22 protein-coding genes are annotated in these 24,422 nt (G+C 31.8%); 4 read left to right on the plus strand and 18 right to left on the minus strand.

All coding sequences use genetic code 11. The annotated features are described in order from the left end of the window. Positions 1–145: 145 nt before the first annotated feature. The 11 genes from A3M9_RS0112275 to A3M9_RS13970 all read right to left on the minus strand — a co-directional run bounded on the left by A3M9_RS0112275 (position 146) and on the right by A3M9_RS13970 (position 11,585). Positions 146–1,300: a Ger(x)C family spore germination protein gene (locus A3M9_RS0112275; protein WP_027309435.1), complete on the minus strand. Its 1,155-nt coding sequence runs from the start codon at positions 1,298–1,300 to the stop codon at positions 146–148. Continuing rightward, positions 1,297–2,400 carry an endospore germination permease gene (locus tag A3M9_RS0112280; RefSeq protein WP_027309436.1) on the minus strand — a complete coding sequence of 368 codons (1,104 nt, stop codon included), beginning with the start codon at positions 2,398–2,400 and terminating at the stop codon, positions 1,297–1,299. Before A3M9_RS0112280 ends, A3M9_RS0112275 begins: the two co-directional genes overlap by 4 nt. After that, positions 2,378–3,925: a spore germination protein gene (locus tag A3M9_RS0112285; protein WP_051350741.1), complete on the minus strand. Its 1,548-nt coding sequence runs from the start codon at positions 3,923–3,925 to the stop codon at positions 2,378–2,380. The genes A3M9_RS0112280 and A3M9_RS0112285 overlap by 23 nt, the downstream gene beginning before the upstream one ends. Before the next feature lie 10 nt (positions 3,926–3,935). Next, the gene (locus tag A3M9_RS0112290) at positions 3,936–4,142 is read right to left on the minus strand and encodes a CLC_0170 family protein (protein WP_027309438.1); all 207 of its coding nucleotides are present in this window, start codon (positions 4,140–4,142) and stop codon (positions 3,936–3,938) included. 88 nt (positions 4,143–4,230) lie between these two features. Beyond that, positions 4,231–4,965 carry a nucleotidyltransferase family protein gene (locus A3M9_RS0112295; protein ID WP_027309439.1) on the minus strand — a complete coding sequence of 245 codons (735 nt, stop codon included), beginning with the start codon at positions 4,963–4,965 and terminating at the stop codon, positions 4,231–4,233. 3 nt (positions 4,966–4,968) lie between these two features. Then, positions 4,969–5,817, minus strand: coding sequence for a 4-(cytidine 5'-diphospho)-2-C-methyl-D-erythritol kinase (ispE, locus tag A3M9_RS0112300; protein WP_027309440.1), 849 nt, complete (start codon positions 5,815–5,817; stop codon positions 4,969–4,971). Positions 5,818–5,924: 107 nt separating this feature from the next. Continuing rightward, on the minus strand, positions 5,925–7,487 hold the full coding sequence (locus A3M9_RS0112305) for an SPOCS domain-containing protein (protein WP_027309441.1): 1,563 nt from the start codon (positions 7,485–7,487) through the stop codon (positions 5,925–5,927). A 344-nt stretch (positions 7,488–7,831) separates the two neighbouring features. After that, the gene (locus A3M9_RS0112310; protein WP_027309442.1) at positions 7,832–8,089 is read right to left on the minus strand and encodes a Veg family protein; all 258 of its coding nucleotides are present in this window, start codon (positions 8,087–8,089) and stop codon (positions 7,832–7,834) included. A gap of 254 nt (positions 8,090–8,343) precedes the next feature. Next, the gene (locus A3M9_RS14315; protein ID WP_027309443.1) at positions 8,344–9,657 is read right to left on the minus strand and encodes an N-acetylmuramoyl-L-alanine amidase; all 1,314 of its coding nucleotides are present in this window, start codon (positions 9,655–9,657) and stop codon (positions 8,344–8,346) included. Positions 9,658–9,668: 11 nt separating this feature from the next. Continuing rightward, positions 9,669–10,541 carry a sporulation peptidase YabG gene (yabG, locus tag A3M9_RS0112320; protein ID WP_027309444.1) on the minus strand — a complete coding sequence of 291 codons (873 nt, stop codon included), beginning with the start codon at positions 10,539–10,541 and terminating at the stop codon, positions 9,669–9,671. Positions 10,542–10,667: 126 nt separating this feature from the next. Further along, positions 10,668–11,585 (minus strand): CotS family spore coat protein, encoded by a 918-nt coding sequence (locus A3M9_RS13970; protein WP_242826206.1) that lies wholly within the window; start codon positions 11,583–11,585, stop codon positions 10,668–10,670. A gap of 473 nt (positions 11,586–12,058) precedes the next feature. Between A3M9_RS13970 and A3M9_RS0112330 the strand changes: the two genes are divergently transcribed. After that, positions 12,059–13,378, plus strand: coding sequence for an MFS transporter (locus A3M9_RS0112330; protein WP_027309445.1), 1,320 nt, complete (start codon positions 12,059–12,061; stop codon positions 13,376–13,378). A gap of 111 nt (positions 13,379–13,489) precedes the next feature. After that, positions 13,490–14,602: a glycosyltransferase family 1 protein gene (locus A3M9_RS0112335; protein WP_027309446.1), complete on the plus strand. Its 1,113-nt coding sequence runs from the start codon at positions 13,490–13,492 to the stop codon at positions 14,600–14,602. Positions 14,603–14,621: 19 nt separating this feature from the next. On the opposite strand, the gene A3M9_RS0112340 is transcribed toward A3M9_RS0112335, so the two are convergent. Genes A3M9_RS0112340 through A3M9_RS13975 form a run of 4 tightly spaced genes read right to left on the minus strand, consistent with a single transcriptional unit; the run spans position 14,622 to position 17,813 of the window. Beyond that, positions 14,622–15,638, minus strand: coding sequence for a CotS family spore coat protein (locus A3M9_RS0112340; protein WP_027309447.1), 1,017 nt, complete (start codon positions 15,636–15,638; stop codon positions 14,622–14,624). A 4-nt stretch (positions 15,639–15,642) separates the two neighbouring features. Then, positions 15,643–16,545, minus strand: coding sequence for a hypothetical protein (locus tag A3M9_RS0112345; RefSeq protein WP_027309448.1), 903 nt, complete (start codon positions 16,543–16,545; stop codon positions 15,643–15,645). Between the two features lie 10 nt (positions 16,546–16,555). Further along, positions 16,556–16,837, minus strand: a complete 282-nt coding sequence (locus A3M9_RS0112350) for a hypothetical protein (RefSeq protein WP_027309449.1) — start codon at positions 16,835–16,837, stop codon at positions 16,556–16,558. After that, positions 16,821–17,813, minus strand: a complete 993-nt coding sequence (locus A3M9_RS13975; protein WP_051350742.1) for a CotS family spore coat protein — start codon at positions 17,811–17,813, stop codon at positions 16,821–16,823. The genes A3M9_RS0112350 and A3M9_RS13975 overlap by 17 nt, the downstream gene beginning before the upstream one ends. 142 nt (positions 17,814–17,955) lie before the next feature. Here A3M9_RS13975 and A3M9_RS0112360 point away from each other — a divergent pair, with 142 nt between their 5' ends. Both A3M9_RS0112360 and A3M9_RS0112365 read left to right on the plus strand, forming a co-directional pair. Next, positions 17,956–19,083 carry a glycosyltransferase family 1 protein gene (locus A3M9_RS0112360; protein WP_027309450.1) on the plus strand — a complete coding sequence of 376 codons (1,128 nt, stop codon included), beginning with the start codon at positions 17,956–17,958 and terminating at the stop codon, positions 19,081–19,083. A gap of 33 nt (positions 19,084–19,116) precedes the next feature. Next, positions 19,117–19,452, plus strand: coding sequence for a hypothetical protein (locus A3M9_RS0112365; protein ID WP_027309451.1), 336 nt, complete (start codon positions 19,117–19,119; stop codon positions 19,450–19,452). A gap of 304 nt (positions 19,453–19,756) precedes the next feature. Here A3M9_RS0112365 and A3M9_RS0112370 read toward each other — a convergent pair whose 3' ends face one another. The 3 genes from A3M9_RS0112370 to A3M9_RS13980 all read right to left on the minus strand — a co-directional run bounded on the left by A3M9_RS0112370 (position 19,757) and on the right by A3M9_RS13980 (position 24,343). Next, the gene (locus tag A3M9_RS0112370) at positions 19,757–21,265 is read right to left on the minus strand and encodes a methyl-accepting chemotaxis protein (protein WP_027309452.1); all 1,509 of its coding nucleotides are present in this window, start codon (positions 21,263–21,265) and stop codon (positions 19,757–19,759) included. A gap of 186 nt (positions 21,266–21,451) precedes the next feature. Continuing rightward, complete coding sequence (locus A3M9_RS0112375; RefSeq protein ID WP_027309453.1) at positions 21,452–23,479, minus strand: methyl-accepting chemotaxis protein; 2,028 nt, start codon at positions 23,477–23,479, stop codon at positions 21,452–21,454. Positions 23,480–23,860: 381 nt separating this feature from the next. Beyond that, entirely contained in the window at positions 23,861–24,343 is a 483-nt protein-coding gene (locus tag A3M9_RS13980; protein WP_073247946.1) for a hypothetical protein, read from the minus strand. Between the last annotated feature and the right edge of the window lie 79 nt (positions 24,344–24,422).

Here is a 24,422-nt window from a genome sequence, read left to right on the forward strand (position 1 = left end):
CTGTGCCGAATTACGGACTTTTCCAAAGTCGAAAAGCTAAGAATTGCTAAAGCTCATGAAATATGCCAATTTGAAATCCTTTCATGGGGCTTTTTCATACTTTAGCTAACAATTAGGTTTGTCAACAATCTGAGAGGCAATTTTATTACCTCTTTGATCCTATTCTTCTTATAAAGGCCTTTACTTCAACTCTAAATTCTGCCTCTTTAAATGCCTCATCCCAATTATCCTTATATTTTTTATAGACTTTATAATAATTCTTTCTTGTATAATCCTCTAAACCTAAATAATCAGCCTCTATATCATCTTGGAAGTATTTTATTGTTTCCATCATTTCAAGTTCAAAGGATTTTGATAAAATGCTCTCTATATCATCTAAAATTTTTTTATCAATATCCTCTTTACTAAAGGATTCATTTTCTAAGTATCCTTCAAGTTCAGCCTTTATTGTAAATTTGAGCTTTCCATTATCATCCTCTACATATATATCCCTATAGTTATCCTGTATAAAATAGGATATATCTATTCCCTTATAGTTTACAAACTTTCTTCCTCCCTTTAATTTATCATTTAAAAATTGAAATGCCCTTAAATATTTTTCATCCACCTGTTTATAGAGCTTATTATCCTTTATTAATGCAATATTCTTTATCTCAACCTCATCTTCCTTAATAGTTATAACCGGCATTATTGCCTTATTGCCTGAATTAAGATTTGAAATAAAATCTAATAATTTTACAGGTACAATATATGATAAGTTACTTGCATTCCTAAATACACCCTGTATATATGTAACAAGATATATATCAAGCTTTGGTTTTATTTTAGTAAGTTTTTCAATATCACCCTCAAGCATCATAATATTAACTGAAGCATTGATGTCGGGGTCTCTTTCTAAAAAATCTATTGTTTCTTTAAATATCTTTTCATTTTTAAGCACTTTATCACTTAAAACAACAACCTTTGTATGTGCAAAAAAAGGAGTTCTATTTAACCTTATTCCTATTTTTCTTATTGCATCTGGTATTGTCTCTGCCTCAGCCTCAACAGTAACATACCCCTTTTCTCCGCCCTTTAAGACCTCGCCAGGATTTGCAAGTGTAAATATTACCTTTAAGGTGCCATCCATATCCTCCTCATAAAAGGGTTTTACCTCTTTTGATTCTTTACTTCCTTCTTCTCCTACAGCATCAACAAATATTCCTCCTACAAAGGCCCTTTCATCTATCTCAACCTTATCCCAACAGCCTTGAAATATCAAGCTTAAGATTAAAACAAAAACCAAAGGCAATCTCTTCATTTGCCTCCACCTACCTTTTTAAACCTTGATACAATGAACATCACTATTGGAAGTATAAAAATTGTATATAGCCCTAATGTTGTTGTGAGTAGGTCGCCATAGTTCATCATATCTATAATACTTTCACCTACAAGAGAACCAAGATATATAAAGGGTAAAAATATAATTAATATATGTTTTGCTTCAGTATGACCTAATATATCCTTGCCTACAACACTCAATGAATAAAGGAGAGAAACTATGGTTGTATATACAAATAAAACCCAAAGAGCCTCTAATATACCTTCAACCCTCTCTATAAAAGCTCCTGGAACATCCGATGCCTTTATCATACTCATTGTTGGATACATAAGTCTCTGTGTTAATTTTGAACCAAAGGTTGCATAGCATTCAATTATTGTAATAACGTAGGCTACTATTAGTAAAAGCATCGCAACAAAAGATGCCTTAAAGGCTTTATTAGGCTCCTTTATAAAGGGAAATATTATAAGTAGTGCCTCAAAACCTGCGTAGGCAAACATAGCAGATTTAATCCCCTTTACAAAACTTAACAAATCGTGGGAAAGTATAGGTTTTAAATTGGAAAAATCTGAACCCACCAATCCTATTAAAAACAAAATAACAAGGACAAATGCAATTACAGGGGTTACGGCTTCAAAAAACCTTACAATTGATTCTATTCCAAGCCTTGCAAGTATTACTGATAAAATAATCAACGGAATCATTATCATTTCAAGGGGGGTTCTATTTAGCAAAAATATCTTTGCTGTTTCTCCAAAAATTCTTGTTTCGAGTGCTGCAAATAAAAGAAAATACAAAAAGACAGGAATTACAAGTATTATTCCTAATATATTCCCAAAAAGTAGCTTCAAGGTACCAACTAAACCATTTTGGGGAAATTTCTCTCCAACTTTACACATAATATAGACTATACCTATGCAGATAATACCTGCAATTATAGAGAGTATCCATCCATCATTTTCAACTTCCTTTGCCATTGAAGCTGGAAGCGTCAATATACCAACACCTAATATAGTAAGATAAACAAGCACTCCGACTTGATATGTAGATATCTTGTCATTGCCCCTCTGCATTTTCATCACCTGCCTGCCTTATTTCATCCTTCGGATTTATATGCCTTGGTCTTTTTATCATATATTTCCAAGGTGCTCTAAATATTACTGAATCCTTTATGTCTGTATACTCAAAGGGTGCAATAGGTGCCAAAAATGGTACACCAAAGCTCTTTAAGTTGCTCAAATGTATTAACACAATAATTGAACCTAAAACTATGCCATAGAGCCCAAAGACTGCTGCAAATACCATTAATAAAAATCTTACTAATCTAAAGGCTGCTGATAATTCATAGTTTGGTATAGAGAAGGAGGATATAGCTGTTATTGCAACAACTATTACCATAATAGGGCTTACAATACCAGCAGAAACAGCTGCCTGACCTATTACAAGACCTCCTACAATACCAATAGTTGAACCTATTGGTCTTGGAAGCCTAACTCCAGCTTCCCTTAAAAGCTCAAGTGTAAGTTCCATTATTATAGCCTCAATAAAGGCAGGAAATGGAACACCCTCCCTTGTTGCTGCAATTGAAAGTGCAAGTTTTGTTGGAATAATACCAGGGCTAAAGGAGGTTATCGCAATGTATAGAGCTGGTGCAAGTATTGCTATACCTCCACAAATAATCCTTAGTATTCTTACAAAACTTACAACTACAGTCCTTGAATAATAATCCTCTGGAGATTGGAAAAAAGCTGTTAAAGTTACAGGCACAATTAGAGCAAAGGGTGAATTATCAACAAGTATTGCAACCCTTCCTTCATATACTGCTGCTGCCACAACATCTGGCCTTTCTGTTGTCTGAACCTGTGGGAAAAGACTAAAGGGCCTATCCTCTAAATACTGCTGTATATAGCCACTATCTAATATTGCATCTATATTTATGCCATTTAATTTATTTATAACCTCATCAACTATCTGCTTATCAACTATGTCATCTATATACATTACTGCAATATCCGTTTTTGAGCGAACTCCAATCTGCTTTTGTTTTATTTTAAATCTTGGATCTCTTATCCTTCTTCTAACAAGAGCTGTGTTCATCCTTATTGTCTCTGTAAATCCATCTCTTGAACCTCTTATAACCGTCTCTGCTGTAGGTTCCTGTACTCCCCTTACAGGGAAAAACTTAGTTGCAATAATTAAAGCCTTGCTTTCCCCATCCATAAAAATTGCTGTATCACCAGATAAAACAGCCAAAACTGCCTCTTCAATGTTGTCATTTTCCTTAAAATCTGTTACAGACATAGCTGCAACCTTTGAGGCTTCATAGAGTTCATCTTTAATATCATCAAAGGTTGGCTCAACCATCCTTGCCATAAGCATAAGAGGTTTTAATACAAAGTTATTTAATAGCTCTTTATCTGCCATTCCATCTATATAGAATAAAAATACGTCTCTACCCTTATCTCCACCTATTTTAAACTGCCTATATACAACATCATCACAGTCCTTAAGTAGATTTTTCACAGAAAGTATATTGTCATCAATCATTGTACTAATAGGTGTTTTCTTATTAGGAGTATATTGGTATAATATTTCCCTTTTCATATAATCACCCCTAAATTTCAAGCTTTAAATAAAGCACATATCCTATGATTGCAACTATGGTGTATAGATAGATAAAAAACCTACAGAACTTGTACTCCTTCTGCATTCCCTTCTGTTTATATTCCTTTGAATCATTGTATAGAAAAAATACCGATATTAAAAATAAAAGCATCACGTTAAAATCAAAATAATCCTTAAAAAATTTCAAAATAGCCATAGCACCACCTCTTTAATTTAGTTTTACATTCATAGAGGTTATTTATTCAAAAAAAAGTTTCGCCTTGGTTTACCCAAAGCGAAACTTTTTACACTATATTTAGATACTTTTTAACAAAATCTATATCCTCCTGCTTATCAACATCATTTCCAATCTCAGGATACTTGGTGAAGATTGCACGTCCATCTACATTAAACATCTTACCAATTTTTTTCTCAACAGCCTCAATTGTAAGCTTTCCTAATGCTAACCTTATTAAAAATGTAAATCCCAATGTTCTTCCCATCTTAAAAGGCTTTTTTCTATACTCTACAAGCTTTTTTGCCTTTTCTGTACAGTTTTTTATTGCCTCCATCTTTATATATACTATATTTCCTCCAGTATAAACTCCTTCCCTCATCTTTACATAGGTCCTTCTTACATCTGGATATTTTTCATCATTTAATTTTTTGTCTATTACAGGATAACCAACATCTATATTTTTCTTTTCACATTCCTCAACAAATTCCTCTATTGCACTGCTTTTTATAAGTGGTATGTCTGCTGTACATATTATAAGAGGTGTATGTTTGTCCTCTATACATTCGGATGCAAATACAATATTATCTATTATATCACCAGCAGGATTTATACACCCCTTTACTCTATCCTTTAAAACTTTTTTTACACCTTCATCACAAACTATGTAGATGTCCTTAACTTTTTTACACTCCTTTAGAGCATCTATTATGTAGTCTACCATATACCTATCTCCAATTTTTAAAAGGGCCTTTGATACCCCATCCCTTCCCTTATCACCAGCAAGAATTAAAGCATTTACCATTTTTTACACCCCTCTATCAACTGTATTAACAACAAAAGCTTCCTTTATATAATCCCTTAATCTATTGTAGCACTTAATAGCATCCGCCTTTTCCTCAAATATACCAAATACCGTTGGCCCACTTCCACTCATAAGGCTTCCTAATGCACCAAACTCCATCATTATATTTTTAATCTCGTATATTATTGGATATTCCTTTATTGTAACATTTTCAAGAACATTTACCATTGATGCTGCAAGCATCTTTATATCGTTATATTTTATATAATCAATTATTCTTTTAGTATCTGGATGTATTGAAATTTCATCTAATTTTAGATTTTGATAAACATATTTAGTAGAAACATTTATTGGTGGTTTAGCAAGTACAATGTAGCAGGATATGTCGTTTAATTTTGTAAGTTTCTCCCCTATCCCCTCTGCAAGGCAGGTTCCTCCCTCAAAGAAGAAGGGTACATCTGCACCAAGTTTTAGAGCAATTTCCTTCATCTCGTCCTTTGAAAGTTTTAGAGAATACATTTCGTTTATAGCCTTTATTACTGCCGCTCCATTGGTACTTCCACCAGCAAGCCCAGCAGCCACAGGTATATTCTTCTCTATCTCAATCTTAAAGTTATCCTGTATTTCATATCTCTGCTTCATTAGTTCAACTGCCCTTACAGCAATATTACTTCTATCTGATGGTACATTAATATTATTGCATATAACCCTTGTTTCACTATCCTTTGTTATTTTCACTTTATCATAAAGTGAAACCGTCTGCATTATCATCTCTAAAAGATGATAGCCATCCTCCCTTTTACCAACTACATCAAGTGAAAGATTAATCTTTGCAGGACATTCGATAATCATAGAAAATCCTCCCTTCGTATATACAATTATACATAAGTTAAAAAATTCCTGCAATTATATTCAATAAAAGGTGTCAGGAAATATATTTTTACCTGACACCTTTTAGACTACTTCATAAATCCCTTCTTAGGAATTAAAAGCTTCATTCCCGGCATTATTAAATCTGGATTATCTAAATCATTTATTTTAATTATATCCTCCATAGAAGTACAGTATTTTTTAGCAATCTTCCAAATAGTATCATTTGGTTGAACTACATATAATACTAAGCTTGGCATATTCTTTATACTGTCTTCTATATCAACTTCCTCTACATTCTTAATTATATCAAACATCATCTTGTTATATAACTTTGCGGAAACCTCAACAATAACCTTTACATCCATTTCTCTTTGGGATGCCTTGTCAAAGGATAGATATTCTAAATTAACAATTGCATCCTCTATCATATCTATCTTTGCACCATCTATTGAAACTGTAGACTTAAATGGTATCTCTTCACTGTAACTTACAAGCTCATCCTCTTCCTTTTCTGCCCTATATACAGCACAAATAGAAACAACACCATCACATATAACCTTATCTTCCACAATCTTTGTCTCTGTTAATATTGGCTTTGCATCAACATATATAATATCTCTTATTCCATCTAAATCATCATCAATTGTAATTCTTTCTTTTATAGTCTGGCTATCCACTCCCTCATTATAATATCCAATTGAGCCTATATTCTCCCTAACAAATTCAAATCTTGATGATGATGTAAAGGCATCTATTGTTCTTTCTATTACTCTATCATTGTATGTTTTAACATTTACATCAAGGGATATTTGTATTTCAAGGTTTTGTCTCTCACCTGCTTCATTTTCTAATACTTTATAATCTATATCAGTTATCCTAAAGGATACGTCGCACTTCATATTTGGTTTTAAGTTTTCTATCATTATTTCATTAGTAAAGGCTATATCTACATCTTGACATATTAGCTGATCCTTTGTTGTTTCAAAGAGCACCCTTGAGAGTACACAAGCATTTACAACAAGCTTACCATCTTGAATTAATAGGTCCTTTTTATGAACGTGAGCAGAAAGTTTAAGTATGTTTGCAAACTCTCCCTTATCCTGAGGAAGTTCTAAATTACCCTTTACTATAACCTTAGATGTGTCCTCAGAAACAAACTCACATACCTTCATTGTATCCTTCTGTGTTTGAAGGTCTTGTCCTTTAATGTCAACTATTGTTTCAACCTCACACTTTTGATATACAACAGTCTTCAATGTTACAACTGCATTAACCTTTAACTTCTTATCAGAGAGCATTTCATATTCAAGCGTTTCAATTGATGACATTACTTTACAGGTCATATTAGGAACTGCCATTGGAGCCTGAACATATTGTTTAAAATTAGTATCTGCCTTTTGAATTTTAACTACAGAATTTTCACCTTTTGATGCATAGAGTATCTTAAACGACATTCTGCCATCAACTAAAACCTTATCCTCAAGTACAGTAGCCTCCATTAATGTAACTTCTCCATCAACGTTTAGTATCTTATCTATCTCTGGGTTCATCTCGTCAATCACAATATCTCCACTAACCATTGTTTGACTTGAACCTTCAGCAATTATTCTTTCGTAATTTAGCATATCTCTAACTAATTCTACTGACATTATATCCCTCCCACCCAAAATTACCTAATATAGTATATAATGACTACAGCTTTTTTATGACTAAAACATTATTTGATAGAATTTTTTTAATATTACTTCTTTTTTCGATATATATTGACATTTTTTTTATTTTAGATAAAATTAATAATTGTTGATGACCATATAACCTCTCATAAATTCTCAATACCCTAAAGAAACCTTAATCTTTTATCCCCCTATTTTAAAAAATAAGCTGCCAAACCCATAACCCCACACAAAAACCACTTCCCCGGTGGTTTTTGTGTTTTTTGCAAAATCAAAAAGGAGCCAAGCTTTGGCTCCTTTTTGATTTTGTAGTTTATCTTCTACATTGCTACTTCATTGTTTTCAAAGACTATTTGTACATTTTTTGTAAGTATGTCAGAATAGCTATATGAAATAACTCTTGATGTATTGTCACTTGCTTCGACTCTAACTACAAATATATTGGGATATGTTTGTTCTAAAATACCCTCTTTTACAAGAACTTTCTTTCTGCCGTTGTTTGCCTTTAAAAGGACCTTTTCTCCTACGTGCTCATCAATATTTTTTTTGATGGCATCTAAAAGTTCTTTCCCCTTCATAACAAACACCCTCTTTCCACAAATACAATTTTACTCCAACAACTTAATTTTGTCAAATAAAATAATTAATTTTATCAGCATTTTTATCTAAAGTCAATATTAATTTTATGTTTACTAATTTTAAAATTTTTATTAATTTCATAATACTTCACTATATCTCAACAATACTCTATAATTCATATAGTATTTCAATTTGACAAAAAATCATTGTAATAATGCCAAGACATTTCAAAAATACCTTGGCATTATTACAATCAAACAATAACTTCAAAATATTCACATACAGCCCTATATATCGCCTCTGCGATTTTATAAATATTCTCTTCACATATTAACCTACTATCTATATTTCCTGTAATATACATACACTCTACAATAACTCCTGTGCTTTTGCTCTCCCTTAAAATGTAGTAGTCCCCTTCTCTTATACCCCTATTTTTTATCTTCAATTCCTCTGTAACCCTATCTAATATCTTTTTTGATAGGGTTACAGCATCTATATCATCCTTAAAACAGTAAACCTCTATTCCATTAACGCTCTCCTGAGGAAAACTATTCTGATGTATGCTTATAAATATATCAGGTCTTTTCCTGTTTATTATTTTAACTCTATCTGAAAGTGTTATATCCTCATCTATACACCTTGTCAAAATACATTCAGCCCCTTTATTAGATAGAAGTTCATATAGCCTTAGGGCAATTTTTAGGTTTATATCCTTCTCAATAAAATCGCCATTTACATTCCCAAAATCCCTTCCACCGTGTCCTGCATCTATTACAATTTTTCTTCCCTCCAGTGTATTTACAATTTTGTCCTCATCAAGCTTAACAAATTCAATACCTGTATAGTAGTATTCTATTATATCCTTAAAATCTTTATTTTCATTTGCCATAGAACAAGCACCCTCAATACACACACCAAGCCCTATTCCTTCACCCACAACCTTTAAAACTATGCTATCTTCTTTAAAATAAACTCTATTGCTCTTTAAACCTAATATCTCCATTAGCTTATCTCCTGTTATTTCCTTGCCAAGAAGATTAAGTTTTCTTATTCTTCCTGTATCATCCCTCGACACATCACGTATAATTTCCCTTATCTGGTCTTTATATTTAATTCTACATCCTATTGCATTTGCCATCTTTTCGCAATCAATCTTTATTTCTTCACATCTTTCGCTACATCTTCTACAAAGTACCTTTCTTAAATAATTAACCTTATATCCTAATATAGACTCTGAATTTGCTGTCCCTCCTCCACAGCACTTTGTAAAATAGAGTGCAACAGGTTCAGCATTATTTACAACAATTATACCTTGTGTCTCATCATAGGCTCTATCCAATAGTTCCTTCTTTGTATCTTCAAGTTTTTTTAAATTATCCAAATTAATTTCGCCACTAAATTCTCTTTTGTAATAACCAGAATTTTTTACGTGTACAATTAGTTCACTTCTTTTTAAAACAATTAATGCCTTTAAAACCTCAAATGGCATATCAAAAATATCAATATCTATTTTCAACACATTACTTAAAACAAAATCTTTAAAGGATACACCCATTATCTTCATAAACACCCCACCTATGCATAAGGTGATTTAGGTAGTCCCTCTCTATATTTGCCCCGCGTCTCAAGTCCACCTATACCCTTAATCCCTGTAATTGTACTATCAACTATCTCTTTAGGATTTAAAAACTTTGAAATACTTGAAAATGCTATCTTTTCACAAACAAAAACAGGGTCCATGGCGTGTATAAAAACCCTATTAGGAGAGCTTGCAAAGTTTGCACCTGCCTCAATTAATGCTTCATAGAAGGATTGACAAGCACCAGCAAATATAACCAAATCATCATAGGATGGCTCGTATTCCCTTGCTCTTCTTACCGCCTCAACAAAGTATCTTGAGTTTCTATAGCTATCTAAATTTTTGTAGTCCTGACTTCCCTTAAGCATCGCATCGTGACCTGTTAAGACCAATATATCAGGTCTTACTTCATTTAAAAGCTCAAGAACAACATCCGGCTGTCTAACCTCTGGAACAAATCTTCCATAAGCCTCTATACCAAGCTGTTTATATCCCTTTAGGCATATATTTAAATATTCCATATCACCATCTATATGAAGGACCTTGCCAGGACGGCCAAAGGTAACATTTGAGTTTACATTTGGAGTATTTATTCTTTGAAAGGTCCCTTGACTTCTTCTTTGAAGTACTGCCTTTTTAATGAGTGTATTTACTCTCTTTAGGGTTTCATCTTCCTCCTTTGATATTTTAGAAATAGGTGGCTTCTCTAAATCCTCCTCCTGTGCATCTGCAATTAATCTGTAGTTAGTTCCCTTTAAAATATATAGGTTTGTACCATCCTGTTTTTTTACTATCTCCATTATTTTAAAATAGACATCACCGCCATAGGATTTCCTTATAACTATATCCCCCACTTTAAATTCCTCCATAACATCACCTCCTTTGTATATAATATGTTTTATTGAAGTATAAGGTTAAAAAATAATGACATAGGGCAGTTTAGAATATATACCTTCCAAACTGCCCTATGTCACAGTTATCACATTTTTCATACATCACAATATTTCATCTAACTTGCTTAAAAACTCTAAATATCTATCCTTTTCATCAACTATCTCCTTCATCTTCTTTAGGAAGGTCGCCTCCGTCCAAGCTGCCTCTTTATAGTAGTATCTATTAGCAAGCCTCCAAAATCTCTGTGGAAATTTAAGTAATGTCTTTAATACTTCCTTTTCATCAGAAGTAAGCTCTCTTATTGATGAGTATTCCTTTAAAATAACTACTGCATAATCTATATTCCAGTCAACCCTCTTTAATGTTTTAACAATAAGGGTTGATAAGTCATAGACCTGAACCTCAGATTTCAAATAATCAAAATCAACTAAGTACACCTCATCAGGATTTTTTATTAATATGTTGTGGTATGTGTAATCGTGGTGGCACAAAACCTTTTCAATTAGGGACATATCGCATACCTTTTTATAGCTTTCCATATTGATAGTTTCATAAGAATTCTTTGCAAGCTCATAAAAACTATCTACATTTGATAAATACAGCATATCAAACTCGGTTTTCTTTTTGTTCTTTTGTGCCATCTCCTTCATTTTCTTAAGGGTTCTAAGTCTTTTTTCAAGCGTGTATGGCAATTTACCTACATCACATCTAACCTTAAGGTTTTCCTCTAAATCAAAACCCCTTGCTGCTATATGAAATTTTGCTAAAGTTCTTGCAGCTATCTTAACATCTTCTAATACCTTAAAATCTGCCTCTCTTCCATCAATCCAGTCGGTAACTATATATATATCCTCATTTACAAGGGCATATGGATTATTATTAAGGGATAGATTGTATCTATCTACCCTTTCAAAACCATTTGAAACAATATGATTTTTAGCCTTATAAATATAATTTAGTTTTTGAATTCCATAGGATATTTTCTTTAAACATTTATCCCCTTTGTCGGTTTTTAGCAAATATACTCCTTTTTTTTGGTATACAGTCGTATATTCTAAAACCAAATTGATTTGATATTTCTGTTTCTCTAACCATAATTCCACCCCCTTTATTCATTTTTATGTCAGTTTCTATTCAACTATTCCAAATGAATAATAAATAATTGACAATATGTTTAGCAAAATAAAGCGTTTTTAGTTCACAAAACTAAAATTTCAGAATGTTTATTTTTTGTAACATAAACAAGCAAAATCATTGCTTAAATTTGTTTTTCTAAATTTTTCGAAATTTTATACTGGTTGTTTTTATTGAATTTTTTAATTCAAGTTTTTATATCATAGACTATTTTGCATTTTATCCGTCATTTTCAATTCAATTTAAAATATTATTTGAATTTACTAAATATTACTACTTTTTTAAAATATATTGTTAAAATTATTTTAACATTTTATAATACTAATTGTCGAAAAAAAATAATATAGGGGGTAGCACAATGGAACAAAAGGAATTAAAACGTTTTAACCTTAACAGCTATGCCTTCATAGTAAGCTACATATTTATGGGATTACTTTCAGGTATAGCCTTTGACGTACTTGTTACATTCCTACAACAAGTATCACTTGGTACTGCACAATCATTTTCAGCCTATATGGGCTACAGTACCTTCCTTGCAGCAGCAATTCTTCTTTTAGCACCAAAGGTAGGATATAAGGCACTTGCACTTGCAGCTCCTTTAATGGTTATATTAGGACTTGTTGCAGTTGCTTATGTAAATGTTGGACTTATATTCCCAGTTGCAACACTTGCAATATTAACTGGTACAACACTTTATGACGTAATACTTCCACCATACCTTACAGCATATACTACACCAGAAAACAGAAATAAAATATTCTCAACTGCTATTTGGACAAACCTTGCTGGTATGGTTGTTGCAACTTACTTTGGAGGTTCATTAATTGTAAATAGATTTGCTGCAAGAATGAATATTTCAAAGGCAGAAGCTCAAGCTATTTCAGAAGCAGTTGACAAGATGAGCCCTGAAATGCTAAATCAATATATCCTTGCACATAAAGACGTACTTCTAATGTTTGCAATAGTTGCACTTATATCATTAATACCATTCCTATTTGTAAAACAAGTTGAATCAGACTATAAAGAAACAAGCAAAGAAAAGAAGGGCTTTGATTGGTCAATACTTACTAATAAATACGTTCTTATATTCTTAGTATATTATGCTCTAATTAGATTTGGTGCATCATTAATATGCCCATACTTCTCAGTATATCTAAATAAGTTTGTTGGAATAGACAGAGCAACTACTTCAAAGCTAATTTCTTATTCATACTTTGCTGGCGTTATATTTACAGCTATATGTCCATATATAGTAAAGAGGATTGGACAAGTTGTTGCACTTGGTGGTCTTGCACTTGCATCAATTCCATTTATGATGTTCATTGCAAATGGACGTGCATTTGGTGACAAGGCTGCTATGGTAGTAGGTTTAGCACTATTCTTTAGATTTGGTCTTATGAATGCTGCAAACCCAATAATGAACTCACTACCAATGGAATTCGTGTCAAAGGAACTAAGACCTGCATACAACTCAGCAATATTCGTTGCAGGTGCACTAACATCAATACTTGCAGGTTTCTTTACAAAGGGATTCCTATTTAAGACTACATCTGGTTATGCAGTAGCTTACTATATAACTGCTGCTGTATATACTACAGCTTCAATACTATTACTTGTGACATACACTAAAAAATACAATAGATCAAGCGAACAAAAAGAAGAAGAAAAAGCTGCTTAATTCCTTAACATCTGGGCTGCAAAATGCAGCCCTTTTTCTTTACGTTCCTTCTTCACACTTTTATTTATATAACATATTATGATATAGTAGAAATATTTATAAGGTGCTAAAATGAAGATTGGAATTGATGCACGTGCCGCAAGATGGTATCGTGGAACTGGAATTGGCACATACACATATCAAATTATCTATAATATATGCAGGCTCGATAAAATAAACAGGTACACCTTCTTTTTGCCTAATGAAAACAACTCCGACCTTGATATTCCAAATAACATTGAGGTTAATATAATTGACGACAGAAGTAAAGATACCTTTTGGGAGGATGTTTATATTCCTAATGTAATAAGCAATACAAATATGGATGTATATTTTGTACCTCAAAATGGAATTGGTCTACCAAAGGATAAACCCTGCAGATTTTTTATTACACTTCACGATGTAATCCCCTATAAAATGCCTGAAACAGTAGGCCCTCAATATCTTGACATATATCTTAGAGAAGTTCCAGAGCTTATTAAAAGAGTAGATGGAATAATAACCGTATCTAATTTCTCAAAAAAAGATATTGCAGAAACCCTAAACTTTCCTGAAGAAAAAATACATGTAACACATCTTGCAGCCGAAGATTTTTATGTTCCTATGGATAAAGAAATTTGTAAAAACTTTGTACTAAGAAACTATGGTATAGAAGATGATTTCATCCTCTATGTCGGAGGGTTTAGCCCAAGAAAAAATATAAAGGGACTTATACAGGCCTTTGCACTATTAAAGGAGAAATACAAAAATCCTATTAAGCTTGTCATACTTGGAAAAAAAGGTAGGTCCTATTATGATTACAGGGATCTTGCCCTTAAACTTAATCTAAAGGATGATGTAGTATTTACTGGATATGTTCCTGTTGAGGAACTTCCAATCTTTTATAATGCTGCAAAGATTTTTGTTTATCCCTCCTTTTACGAAGGTTTTGGTCTTCCTCCTCTTGAGGCTATGGCCTGTGGAACACCAACAATTGCATCAAATAAAACATCTATACCTGAAGTTCTTGGGGAGGATACACTATATATTGACCCATATGAAATAGAGGATATAAAAGAAAAAATGCTGATTCTTCTAAAGGATGAAACTCTATATAACAAAATGGTGCTTAAAGCACTAAAGAGAAGCAGTATATATTCTTGGAAGAAAACAACAATTGAAACAATAGAAATATTAAATAGATAGAGGGGAATTTTGCTCCCCTCTATCCTTCTATAAACTCCTTAAAGTCCTTTAAAAACCTCTCCCTATCATCCTTATACTCTGCCTTTCGCTTTAGCTTTTCAAAAAATTCATCCTCATCCCATCCTCTTGTCTTCATATAGTAGCTTATCGTGATATCATAAAAATCCTGTGGGAATAAAAGGTATGCATAAAGCACCTCAAGTTCATCCTTTTTTAGCTCGTTAATGCTTCTGTATCCCTGAAGAACAGTGTCTGCCATATCTATATTCCACATATTGTGTTTTATTGCCTTTGTTATAAGATTACAGAGGTCGTGATAGGGTAAATCCACAACAGCATAGTCAAAATCAACAAAATAATAATTATCCTCATTGTCCACAATTATATTGTGATGTGCTAAATCGTGGTGGCAAAGAACATACCTTTCTCTGCACAACCTCCTATACTCCGACTTTTGGAGTTTGTTTAGGGCTTGTGTTGCTTCATCTATATAATAATCTGCATACTCTAAAAAAAGTTTATCAAAGTCACTCTTATTTAAATGAAGCTTTGCAAAGTCTCTACACATATTAAGTTCCTTTATCTTTTTTATGATATTTGCTTCCATCTTATAGAGATTGTTTCGTATATCCTTAACCTTAATTCCCTCTGATGCACTATGAAGTTTTGCAAGCGCCTTTGATGCTCCTATTAAATCAACAGGATTTTCATATATGCACTCGCGTCCCTCAATTAAATCAAGTACAACATATATACCACCTTGATATTCAACATAGGGTTTTCCTTCTATACTCTGCTTAAAATTTATTACATAGGGGTATGTCCTTCTTATGTGATTTAGTGCCTCATAGATGTACTCAAGTTCCTCTAACTTATAATCTATCTTTTTAAGTATCTTAAGCCCCTCATTTGTTTTTAATATAAAAACTGAACGGATGGGCACAGCATCTTCAACTAAAAAATTATATCTATCAAAAAGTTCTGTGTCTAACATATATGTTGAAAGATATACTTTGTCTCTAAACTTATATTCCATAAATTCACCTCACATCATCCTTAATAGAGGCCCTTTGAAGCTTTGCTACTAAATTAGCATCCTTCTGCCTCATATATTCACATATTACCTTAAGTGTATTTTCAGGAAAGTTTAAATATGCCTCAAGTATATTTAAGTTTATCTGCCTTGGTGAATTTTTACTGTAAATATCTATTATTTTGTCTTTATTTTCTCTATTTGTCTTTTTTATGAGCATAGCCAAATCTTCCTCTATAAGTCCATAGGATAAATCAAATACATCGTATATATAATACTTTCCATTTAACTCCGCCAATGTCTGTTTTCCAATGTCATATAGGACTATTTCCTTCTTCTTCATACTTAGTTCAAGAAGATTAAAATATTCTATGCTTCTAAAGGCCTTCATTGCACCTTTACATCTTGTCTTTAGCTCACCCAAAATAGATACAACCTTCTCCTCAAACTCATTACGCCTACTCTTTTCACTTATCTCATCTATAAATTTATCTAACATTGTATAAAGATTTCTATATTTACCTGTTCTCTTTCCCCAGGTTACACTTGGTTTTATTTCATCCCTTGCTGTAAATCCCCCTGTTGTTTTGTGAAAATCTGCCAAAAGCGAAGCTAAACAATAGGCATTTATATCCTTCTTTAAATCGACAAAGCTATATATGTTTGTTAAAATATAAAGTTCATTTTCATACTTTATATATGGTTTCCCATCACTTAGGCTTTCAAATACAACAATATTATTAAATCCATTTTTCACAGAATGTTCTATAACTTCATTTATAAAAAGTATTTCTGACTCCTTTATACCAACCTTCTTTAAATGAAGTCTTCTACTTCCAATATCAACAATAAACCCATCGTCAACCTTTTCAATTTTTTTTATTTTATCTTTTCCCCCTTTAAAATCCATACAATCACTCCTAATGTTTTCTTTTACGCTTTTTCTTTAAATGCTTTTCCTTTGATTTTTCTATCTCCCTTATAATCTCATCCTTCTTCTCAAGAAGTTCCTCCATCTTCTCCTGCTGTTTTCTCAATTTTTTCAACCTCTTTATTTCATCCTTTAAACCTTTTATTTTATCCTCCAAATCTCCAATGTTTATATTTTCTTCATCTGTCCTTTTAAGAAGTTCTAAGGTTATATCGTTAAGTTCGCTCTTCATTTTTTCTATTTTTTCTATATATTTATCTATATTTTCCATATAACCCCTCCAGCTCATCTAAAAATTTAAATCTATTTTCCGAATCAGAAACAACCCTATTTAGCCTCTTTAAAAAGTTGTCCTCTGTCCAGGGCTGCTTCTCAACATAATATTGCAGACCCACCTGCCAAAAATCCTGTGGAAACTCCATAAAGCAGAATATAAGATTAACCTCCTCCAATGAAACAGGAATGTATCTTCCATATTCATTTAAAATGAAGTTAAATAGCTTAATATCCCAATTACCATATCTTAAGTTTCTGATTAATATACTTGATAGGTCGTGAAGATGTGTATCCATTATTGCATAGTCATAATCAATTATAATTAGATTATCGTTTGTTATTAAAAAGTTGTGATTTGCTGTATCGTGATGGCATACCTCGTGAAGTTTTTTATGGGATTCCATTATTTTTAGATATCCGGACTTTTCAAAATCCCTTAGGCACTTCAGTGACTGTTTATAGTGCATATCAAAATATTTTAAGAATATCTCATCAAACTCACTTTTATCCTCCTTTGCTTCACATATTGCTCTAAAGTATAAAAGCTCACTACTTCTTTTTCTAAACTTTTCAATCCACTTACCATAATAATCTCTTATTCTTATGTCATATTTAAATCCTCTTGATAATATATGAAGCCTTGCAATTGCCTCTATGCACATCTTAAGTTCTGTTAAATCCTTAAAGTCTGCCTCCTTTGCTTCTATAAAGTCTGTAAGATATGCATAAGCATCATTTAATGATATAAAAAGCTCTCCATCCTTTGTTTTATAAATAGGAAGTATGTGTTCATAGCCTTTATTTATAAGATATAGCATTACACTTATAATAAAATTATATTGTTTTAAATCGTACTTTGATGTTTTTAAGCAATATAAACCTTTATCTGTATTAAGTTTATATATATTCTTTATTTTTTCGTAGGAGAGAATTTTAAATCCATAGGCCTTTTCTACTTCATCAAAAAACATACTTCATCTCCCATTTAAGAGTTCTATTTTATAATATGTTTATAAATTCTTTTTGTGCTACTATGATATTTAAAAAAATATGCACATTTGGCTAATAAATGTAATATTTATAATATATACAGCTAATTTTCGGAGTGATAGGATGAATATTGCCATAGATGCAAGAGGTGCTAATCTTTATGCTGGAACCGGAATTGGAACCTATACAATAGAGCTTTTGAAATATATAAATCTACACGACTTTGAAAATAATTATTTATTATACTGGTATGGGAGTAACTATAAACAATTTAACTTTAATAAGAACATATCCATAAGTATTGCTTCTAAAAAACACCACCATTTTTTTGAGGAATACTTTATACCCGAAAACCTAAAGGCTAAAAAAATTGATTTATATCACGTTCCACAGAACGGAATAGGACTTCCTTCTAAAAAAAGCTGTATCTATATATCTACAATTCACGATTTGATTCCATATGTAATGCCCGAAACTGTTGGTCGTGGATATTTAAAAAAATTTATATCGCAAATGCCACAGATAATACAAAATTCTGATTTTATAATAACCGTTTCAAACTTCTCCAAAAAGGATATTATGAGGATATTTGACGTGGAGGAGGATAAGATAAAGGTAACACACCTTGCAGCCGATGACTATTTCAGACCAATCGAAAAGGATGTATGCAGAGACTTTTTAAATAAAAGATATAACATAGATTTTGATTACTTTTTATACATTGGTGGATTTAGTCCAAGGAAAAACGTTAAATCCATACTTCTTGCCTATTCAAGGCTCATTAAAGATATAAGGGATAAGTTTAAGGTTGTTATTGTAGGTTCATCTAAAGATGAGCACAGCTTTTTGATAAGCCTTGCAAATAGTCTAAACATAAAGGAAAATGTTATATTTACTGGATATGTACCCTATGAGGATTTGCCCTATTTTTATAGTGGTGCAACTATATTTTTATATCCATCACTGTATGAAGGTTTTGGACTTCCTCCCCTTGAGGCAATGAGTTGTAAGACACCAGTTATAACATCTAATGTTTCATCTATACCTGAAATTGTTGAAGATGCTGCACTTCTTATTAATCCCTTTGATGCAGAAGAGCTAAAAAACTCAATTGAGAGTCTTATTGTGGATGAAAACAAAAGAGAAGGTCTCGCCAAAAAGGGATATGAACATTCATTAAAATTTAGTTGGAATAAAACTGCAAAGGAGACACTAAACATATATAAGGAGGCAGTAGGAAAAATATTGTAATGTCCCCTTAAAAAACTAAGAAGGGGTGGTTTTGTGGGCGAGACAGTAGAAAAATTTGGTTTTGCGGCAAAGTATAAATCGGTTGGTGAGCTTTTTAATACGGAGATATTACCAATTATCGATTCAATATCAAGGCTTGGAGTCGCTGCTGATGGATTTGCATCGGCTGCAAATTCCATTTCACATATAAATTTTACAGAACAACACGAAATAAAAGAACTTTTGGAGCTGGTATTTGAGATTAGACGTTCAGCAGAGGATTTGCATTGTCTTTTAGATAAAAGACTTGATGCTGCAATTAAAACTGTTGAAAGTGGAGTTTATGACATAAAAAATATAAAGGAAGCAAAAGAGGAACAGGAAAAATAAAAAAAACAACAAAATTATGGTACAACAATAAGCTTTTATGGAGTTTGTTTGCCTTTTCAATTCTTATGCCTATCTATATTTTATAAATAATGAGTTCGGAGTTGATAAGGTTTATAATATTACCTAAAAATAGAGCGACATTCATCTTGAAAACTCTAAGATGAATGTCGCTTATTAGATTAAAAATTATAGCAATAATTTAATACATATTATGGGAAATGTCACATTTCACTTGGGTGGGAAACCTCCGAAAAAATCAAATCATTTTCAAAAGTATACTATATATAGCAGCACAAATTATCTCTTATACACTATATATAGTGGTGACATTTTTTAAGGTATCATTTTTTCGGAGCTCTTGGTGGCACTTTTTGAGGAGTTTATCTATAGATATACCGACTGATATTACCCCATCTTTATCCAACCTCTTTACAGCCATAAACTTAAATAGTTCTCCTGTATCTAATCTTCTTGTTAATGGATATATTTGAACTTCCCTTCCACTCTTTACAAAATCTCTATATCTTTTATCAAGTTCAAAAATATTTAGACCTAAGGCATCCTTTGTTGTACCATATTCAAATATTCCCTGTGAATTTGCATAATAAACATCATTTATGTCTAATTCCTTGCATAATCTTTTCAATGCTGCCTCTGACTTATCTCCTCTGTATTCCATTATTTTTTTACCTATCTCAACTAATTTATCCTCTACACTTTTATCTATACTCTGGCTTAAAAATTCATCTGATGCTGAAGAAATATCATTTGAGATAACTTTAAACTTTTCTACAACAGTCCATTGGTTTTGTATAAGTTCTGCTGCCTTTTCTATCAATGAAGATGTATTTTCGTGGGATGAGTAAACAGCCTGTGAAGTTTCAAGGGCTGAATTTGTTGAAGATTCTATTTCCTTTGCCTGTACAATTATGTTATCTATATTTTCATTGAGCTCAACTGAGGAATTTATAAATCTGTATATTGAATTATAAAGCTCCTCCATCTCCATCTTTGTCTGTTCCATCTTAATTGAACTTTGGTTTGAAACCTCATCAAGTCTATTTATATTTTGAGTAATTCCATCTAATACCTTTTTAATATTGTCGCTAAACTCCTTTGATTGAGCTGCAAGCTTTTTAATTTCTGAAGCTACCACTAAAAAGCCTCGCCCAGATTCACCTGCACGTGCTGCCTCTATGCTCGCATTTAAGGATAAAAGGTGTGTCTTATTTGCAATTTCATTTATATAATCTGCAATCTCATAAATCTTTTGTGAGGATGTAACAAGCTCATCCTTGCTCTTTGAAAAATTCCTATATACATTTATTAGCTCATCAAAATTTTGTCTTGAAGTCTTTATTGAATTTTCATTTTCTTTAATATCCTTTATACAATAATTTGAAAAGTTCTTAGCATCTTGGGCTGATCTCATTATATCTGAAACCTTTGACATAATGTTCTCTATTTCTTTTATTATTGATTTTATATTTGAATTATCCTTATCGCTTAGTACAGTTATTTCATCTGATAAGCTGTATATCTCCTTTGACAAATCATATAGTTTATTGCTTGATATATATATATCCCTGCTACTATTTGCAAGCTTTTTTGATATATCCGTAAAATTTAACTCATTTTTTTCAACCTTTTCCTTTACATACACCACCCTTTTAGAAGTAAAATAGGTCACTAACGGCAACAATAAAGTTAATATTGTAAATGATATTATAGGATTTAAATTTAAAAAAATAAAGGCTGCAGATACAAGTCCCCCAAAAACAAAAATCAAAAATAACTTTAGTAAATCTTTCATCATATACCCCCTTTGTAGAATGTGTACTTTAATTATAACAAAAAAAATTTCATCCTTCCATAGATTAAAGGAAGGATGAAGTGCATTTAACACAATTTTAAATATGTTATGATTTTTCAATTAATATACTCAAACCTATACACTTATTACCCCTAAATGGTTGATTTTACTTTTAACCTTGTTGTCTTATATTTTGAATCTCTCTACCGCTTTTACAAGCTCATCTGCAATTTGTGCAAGTCCTTGTACTGATTCTGCAATGTCCTGCACTGAAGCAGACATCTCTTCACTTGATGCTGAAATTTCTTCAGTTGAAGCAGATGCCTCTTCTATTATACTTGATACATTTTCAGTCTTTGCAAGTACAAGATCCTTAACCTCAACTGTTGAATCAACTGATTTATATACATCTTCTATTGTAGGAACAATAGCCTCAACTGAAATTAATATATCCTCAAAGGATTTTACAGTTTTATCTACTGTTTCAATTTGAGATACAACGTAACTATCAACCTCACCTACGGTTGTTATTACTTCCTTAGTATCTTCATTAATTGATGTAATTAGATTTTTTATTTCATCAGCAGAACGCTTAGATTCCTCTGCAAGTTTTCTAACTTCATCAGCAACAACTGCAAAACCACGTCCTGCTTCACCTGCACGTGCTGCCTCTATTGCAGCATTTAAGGCAAGAAGGTTTGTTTGATCTGCTATATTTGTTATTGCATCTGTAAAGCTACTTACTCTTACTACAGAATTTGAAAGGTTCTGTACCTTTTTATTAACCAATTTAAAGGATTCCTTTATATCTTCAATAGATTTTAATAGAAGATTTAATTCATTCTTACCTATATTTACTTTATTTTTTGTATCATCTGTTGATTCTTTAACATTTTTTAATTTTTGGTATATGTTATCCATATTTTGAGCTAAATCCTGCATTAAACTAACAACGGCAGAGATCTCTTCAGATTGTGTATGTGTTCCTCTTGCCACTTCATTTATGGTAGCTGCAACCTCTTCTGAACCTGCTGCCATCTCCTGTGATGTTGAAGCTAATTCCTCTGATGATTTGCCTATATGTTCTGCCTTTTCTTTAATATCACCAATTATCATCTTAAAGGATTCTTTTACCCCTAAGATAGCCTTTGCCATCTCTCCAAATTCATCTTTATTTTTTATAAGATTTTCGTCTACATCCTTTGTTAAATCTCCATCAGACATATATGAAAGTAGAGCTTTAAACTTATTAATAGCATTTACTGCATTGTTAGAGAATATAAATAGTATTGATCCTACCAGTAAAAATGAAAGTATGCCTATAATACTCATTGTAATAATAGTTTTATTTATTGCATCATATACAGGTTTCATTGAAATACCTATATTAATCGCACCGATGTGCTTTCCATTAATATATACTGGTGCTAAAACATCGTATACCTTCACCTTTTTAACATCATAATAATATTCTGAGGCGGATTCTAAACCATCTATAGCTGCCTTTTTACTTCCCTCATCCTTAAGTTCAATTCCTATTCTTTCTTTTATGCTGTGGGCTGCTGCCTTTAGATTTCTATCTATAAATAGAGCATAAACTATATTAGGGTTTTTACCAATTTCATCTACTATTGCCTGATAGCTTGTTTGGTCATACATAGCCTGTATCTTATTGGCAAGTATTCCGACCTGAATCATTCCACCCTTTGGATTTTTAATATAGCCGTATTTATAGTAATTATTGTTTTCTCTGCTTTTTCTTATATTTTCCATAAGCTCACTCTGTTTGCCTGATAACACAGGATAAGAAATATGTTTTTCGTCAAAACTTGCTCCAATGCTTGATTGAAGGTTAGAATAAATTATTACACCCTTTGAATCAGTATAGTTTATTTCATCTACACCTAAGGTATCTGCAAGTTTAATTAACATTTCGTTATTTATTGATGGTTGTTCTAAAATAATCCTACCTGATACTCTTATTTTATCTTCTACCTGTTCATTTAGCGTGTTATACGCCAATCCACTTTGTTCTATTCTTTTTGCCATTTGTCTTGTAAGTTCTAAACCATCATTTTTCATCGTTGATAACACAGACTTTTTTGTATAATTTACTGCTAAAACAGTAAATAAGGTATAAGAAATAAATAATACCAATAATGGAATTATTGTTAGTTTAAATCTTATAGAATTAAATTTGTGTTTTTTTACCATAGATTCACCTCCGAAGTTGAAATATAATTATAATAATTTTAAAGTTTTTGTTAACTATATTTTAATTTAGACAAAATATTTTATCAATATGTAATTTTCGACAAGTTTTGACGAAAGGAATTAATATTTAAATTAATCCTCGGCAAAAGTTACATTTTTTCTGTAAGGAAATGAAAAATTCCGCTTGAATAATAAAAATAATTATTTAACGAAAACAAAACTAAAACTATCCAAATAGCAGTATTATAAAAACTGTCCTTTTAACATTTCGAAACTTATAACAAGAGTTACGTTAACCCCAAAGGCAAAACTTCATAAAGTTTGTTCGTTTCACACTAAAAAAATCCTTCCTCTTTTTTAGGAAGGATTTTTTTTGTTAAATTATATAAACTTCTCAAATTCTTCACTGCTTGAAATCTTCTTAACTAAATCCTTTATACTCTGTGCCCTATCCTTTGGACATACTAAAATTACATCATCAGTATCTATAATTAGCATATCCCTTATTCCTATTGCAGCAACTAACCTTTTATCGCCCATTATTGTTGTATTCTTTACATCCATAACAGCAGCTTCACAGTTTTGAATTATGTTTCCATTTTCATCTTTGCTTAAAAATCTCTCAAGGGATGTAAAGCTTCCTATATCATCCCATACAAAATTAGTTGGTATAACAACTGCCCTGTGGGTTCTCTGCATTACACCAAAATCAATAGATATCCCATCAATCTTTTCGTACTCTTCTTTTATTACCCTTTCCTCCTCATCTGTTCCAATGTATTCATATATTCTCATAAGATTTTTATATAAGTCTGGGAGGTATTTTTTTATCTCCCGCAGGAGTCTATCTGCACGACTTTCCAAAGTGCGATAGTTTATATTTAAAAGTATCTATAAATATATGATTAATAAATTTTAAATATAAATATAACTATAAACTTAA

The organism is Caloramator sp. ALD01 (assembly GCF_000472625.1).
GTDB lineage: Bacteria > Bacillota > Clostridia > Clostridiales > Caloramatoraceae > Thermobrachium > Thermobrachium proteoclasticum.

Excerpts from the sequence above, each read along its gene's own strand:
- A3M9_RS0112295 (WP_027309439.1), bottom strand. The coding sequence starts at position 4,965 with ATGGTAAATGCTTTAATTCTTGCTGGTGATAAGGGAAGGGATGGGGTA.
- A3M9_RS13975 (WP_051350742.1), bottom strand. The coding sequence starts at position 17,813 with ATGTTTTTTGATGAAGTAGAAAAGGCCTATGGATTTAAAATTCTCTCC.
- A3M9_RS0112280 (WP_027309436.1), bottom strand. The coding sequence starts at position 2,400 with ATGAAAATGCAGAGGGGCAATGACAAGATATCTACATATCAAGTCGGA.
- yabG (WP_027309444.1), bottom strand. The coding sequence starts at position 10,541 with ATGGAGGAATTTAAAGTGGGGGATATAGTTATAAGGAAATCCTATGGC.
- A3M9_RS0112335 (WP_027309446.1), top strand. The coding sequence starts at position 13,490 with ATGAAGATTGGAATTGATGCACGTGCCGCAAGATGGTATCGTGGAACT.
- A3M9_RS0112305 (WP_027309441.1), bottom strand. The coding sequence starts at position 7,487 with ATGTCAGTAGAATTAGTTAGAGATATGCTAAATTACGAAAGAATAATT.
- A3M9_RS0112275 (WP_027309435.1), bottom strand. The coding sequence starts at position 1,300 with ATGAAGAGATTGCCTTTGGTTTTTGTTTTAATCTTAAGCTTGATATTT.
- A3M9_RS0112350 (WP_027309449.1), bottom strand. The coding sequence starts at position 16,837 with ATGGAAAATATAGATAAATATATAGAAAAAATAGAAAAAATGAAGAGC.
- A3M9_RS14315 (WP_027309443.1), bottom strand. The coding sequence starts at position 9,657 with ATGAAGATAATGGGTGTATCCTTTAAAGATTTTGTTTTAAGTAATGTG.
- A3M9_RS0112290 (WP_027309438.1), bottom strand. The coding sequence starts at position 4,142 with ATGGCTATTTTGAAATTTTTTAAGGATTATTTTGATTTTAACGTGATG.
- A3M9_RS0112375 (WP_027309453.1), bottom strand. The coding sequence starts at position 23,479 with ATGGTAAAAAAACACAAATTTAATTCTATAAGATTTAAACTAACAATA.
- A3M9_RS0112310 (WP_027309442.1), bottom strand. The coding sequence starts at position 8,089 with ATGAAGGGGAAAGAACTTTTAGATGCCATCAAAAAAAATATTGATGAG.
- A3M9_RS0112330 (WP_027309445.1), top strand. The coding sequence starts at position 12,059 with ATGGAACAAAAGGAATTAAAACGTTTTAACCTTAACAGCTATGCCTTC.
- ispE (WP_027309440.1), bottom strand. The coding sequence starts at position 5,817 with ATGATTATCGAATGTCCTGCAAAGATTAATCTTTCACTTGATGTAGTT.
- A3M9_RS0112285 (WP_051350741.1), bottom strand. The coding sequence starts at position 3,925 with ATGAAAAGGGAAATATTATACCAATATACTCCTAATAAGAAAACACCT.
- A3M9_RS0112340 (WP_027309447.1), bottom strand. The coding sequence starts at position 15,638 with ATGGAATATAAGTTTAGAGACAAAGTATATCTTTCAACATATATGTTA.
- A3M9_RS0112360 (WP_027309450.1), top strand. The coding sequence starts at position 17,956 with ATGAATATTGCCATAGATGCAAGAGGTGCTAATCTTTATGCTGGAACC.
- A3M9_RS0112345 (WP_027309448.1), bottom strand. The coding sequence starts at position 16,545 with ATGGATTTTAAAGGGGGAAAAGATAAAATAAAAAAAATTGAAAAGGTT.
- A3M9_RS0112370 (WP_027309452.1), bottom strand. The coding sequence starts at position 21,265 with ATGAAAGATTTACTAAAGTTATTTTTGATTTTTGTTTTTGGGGGACTT.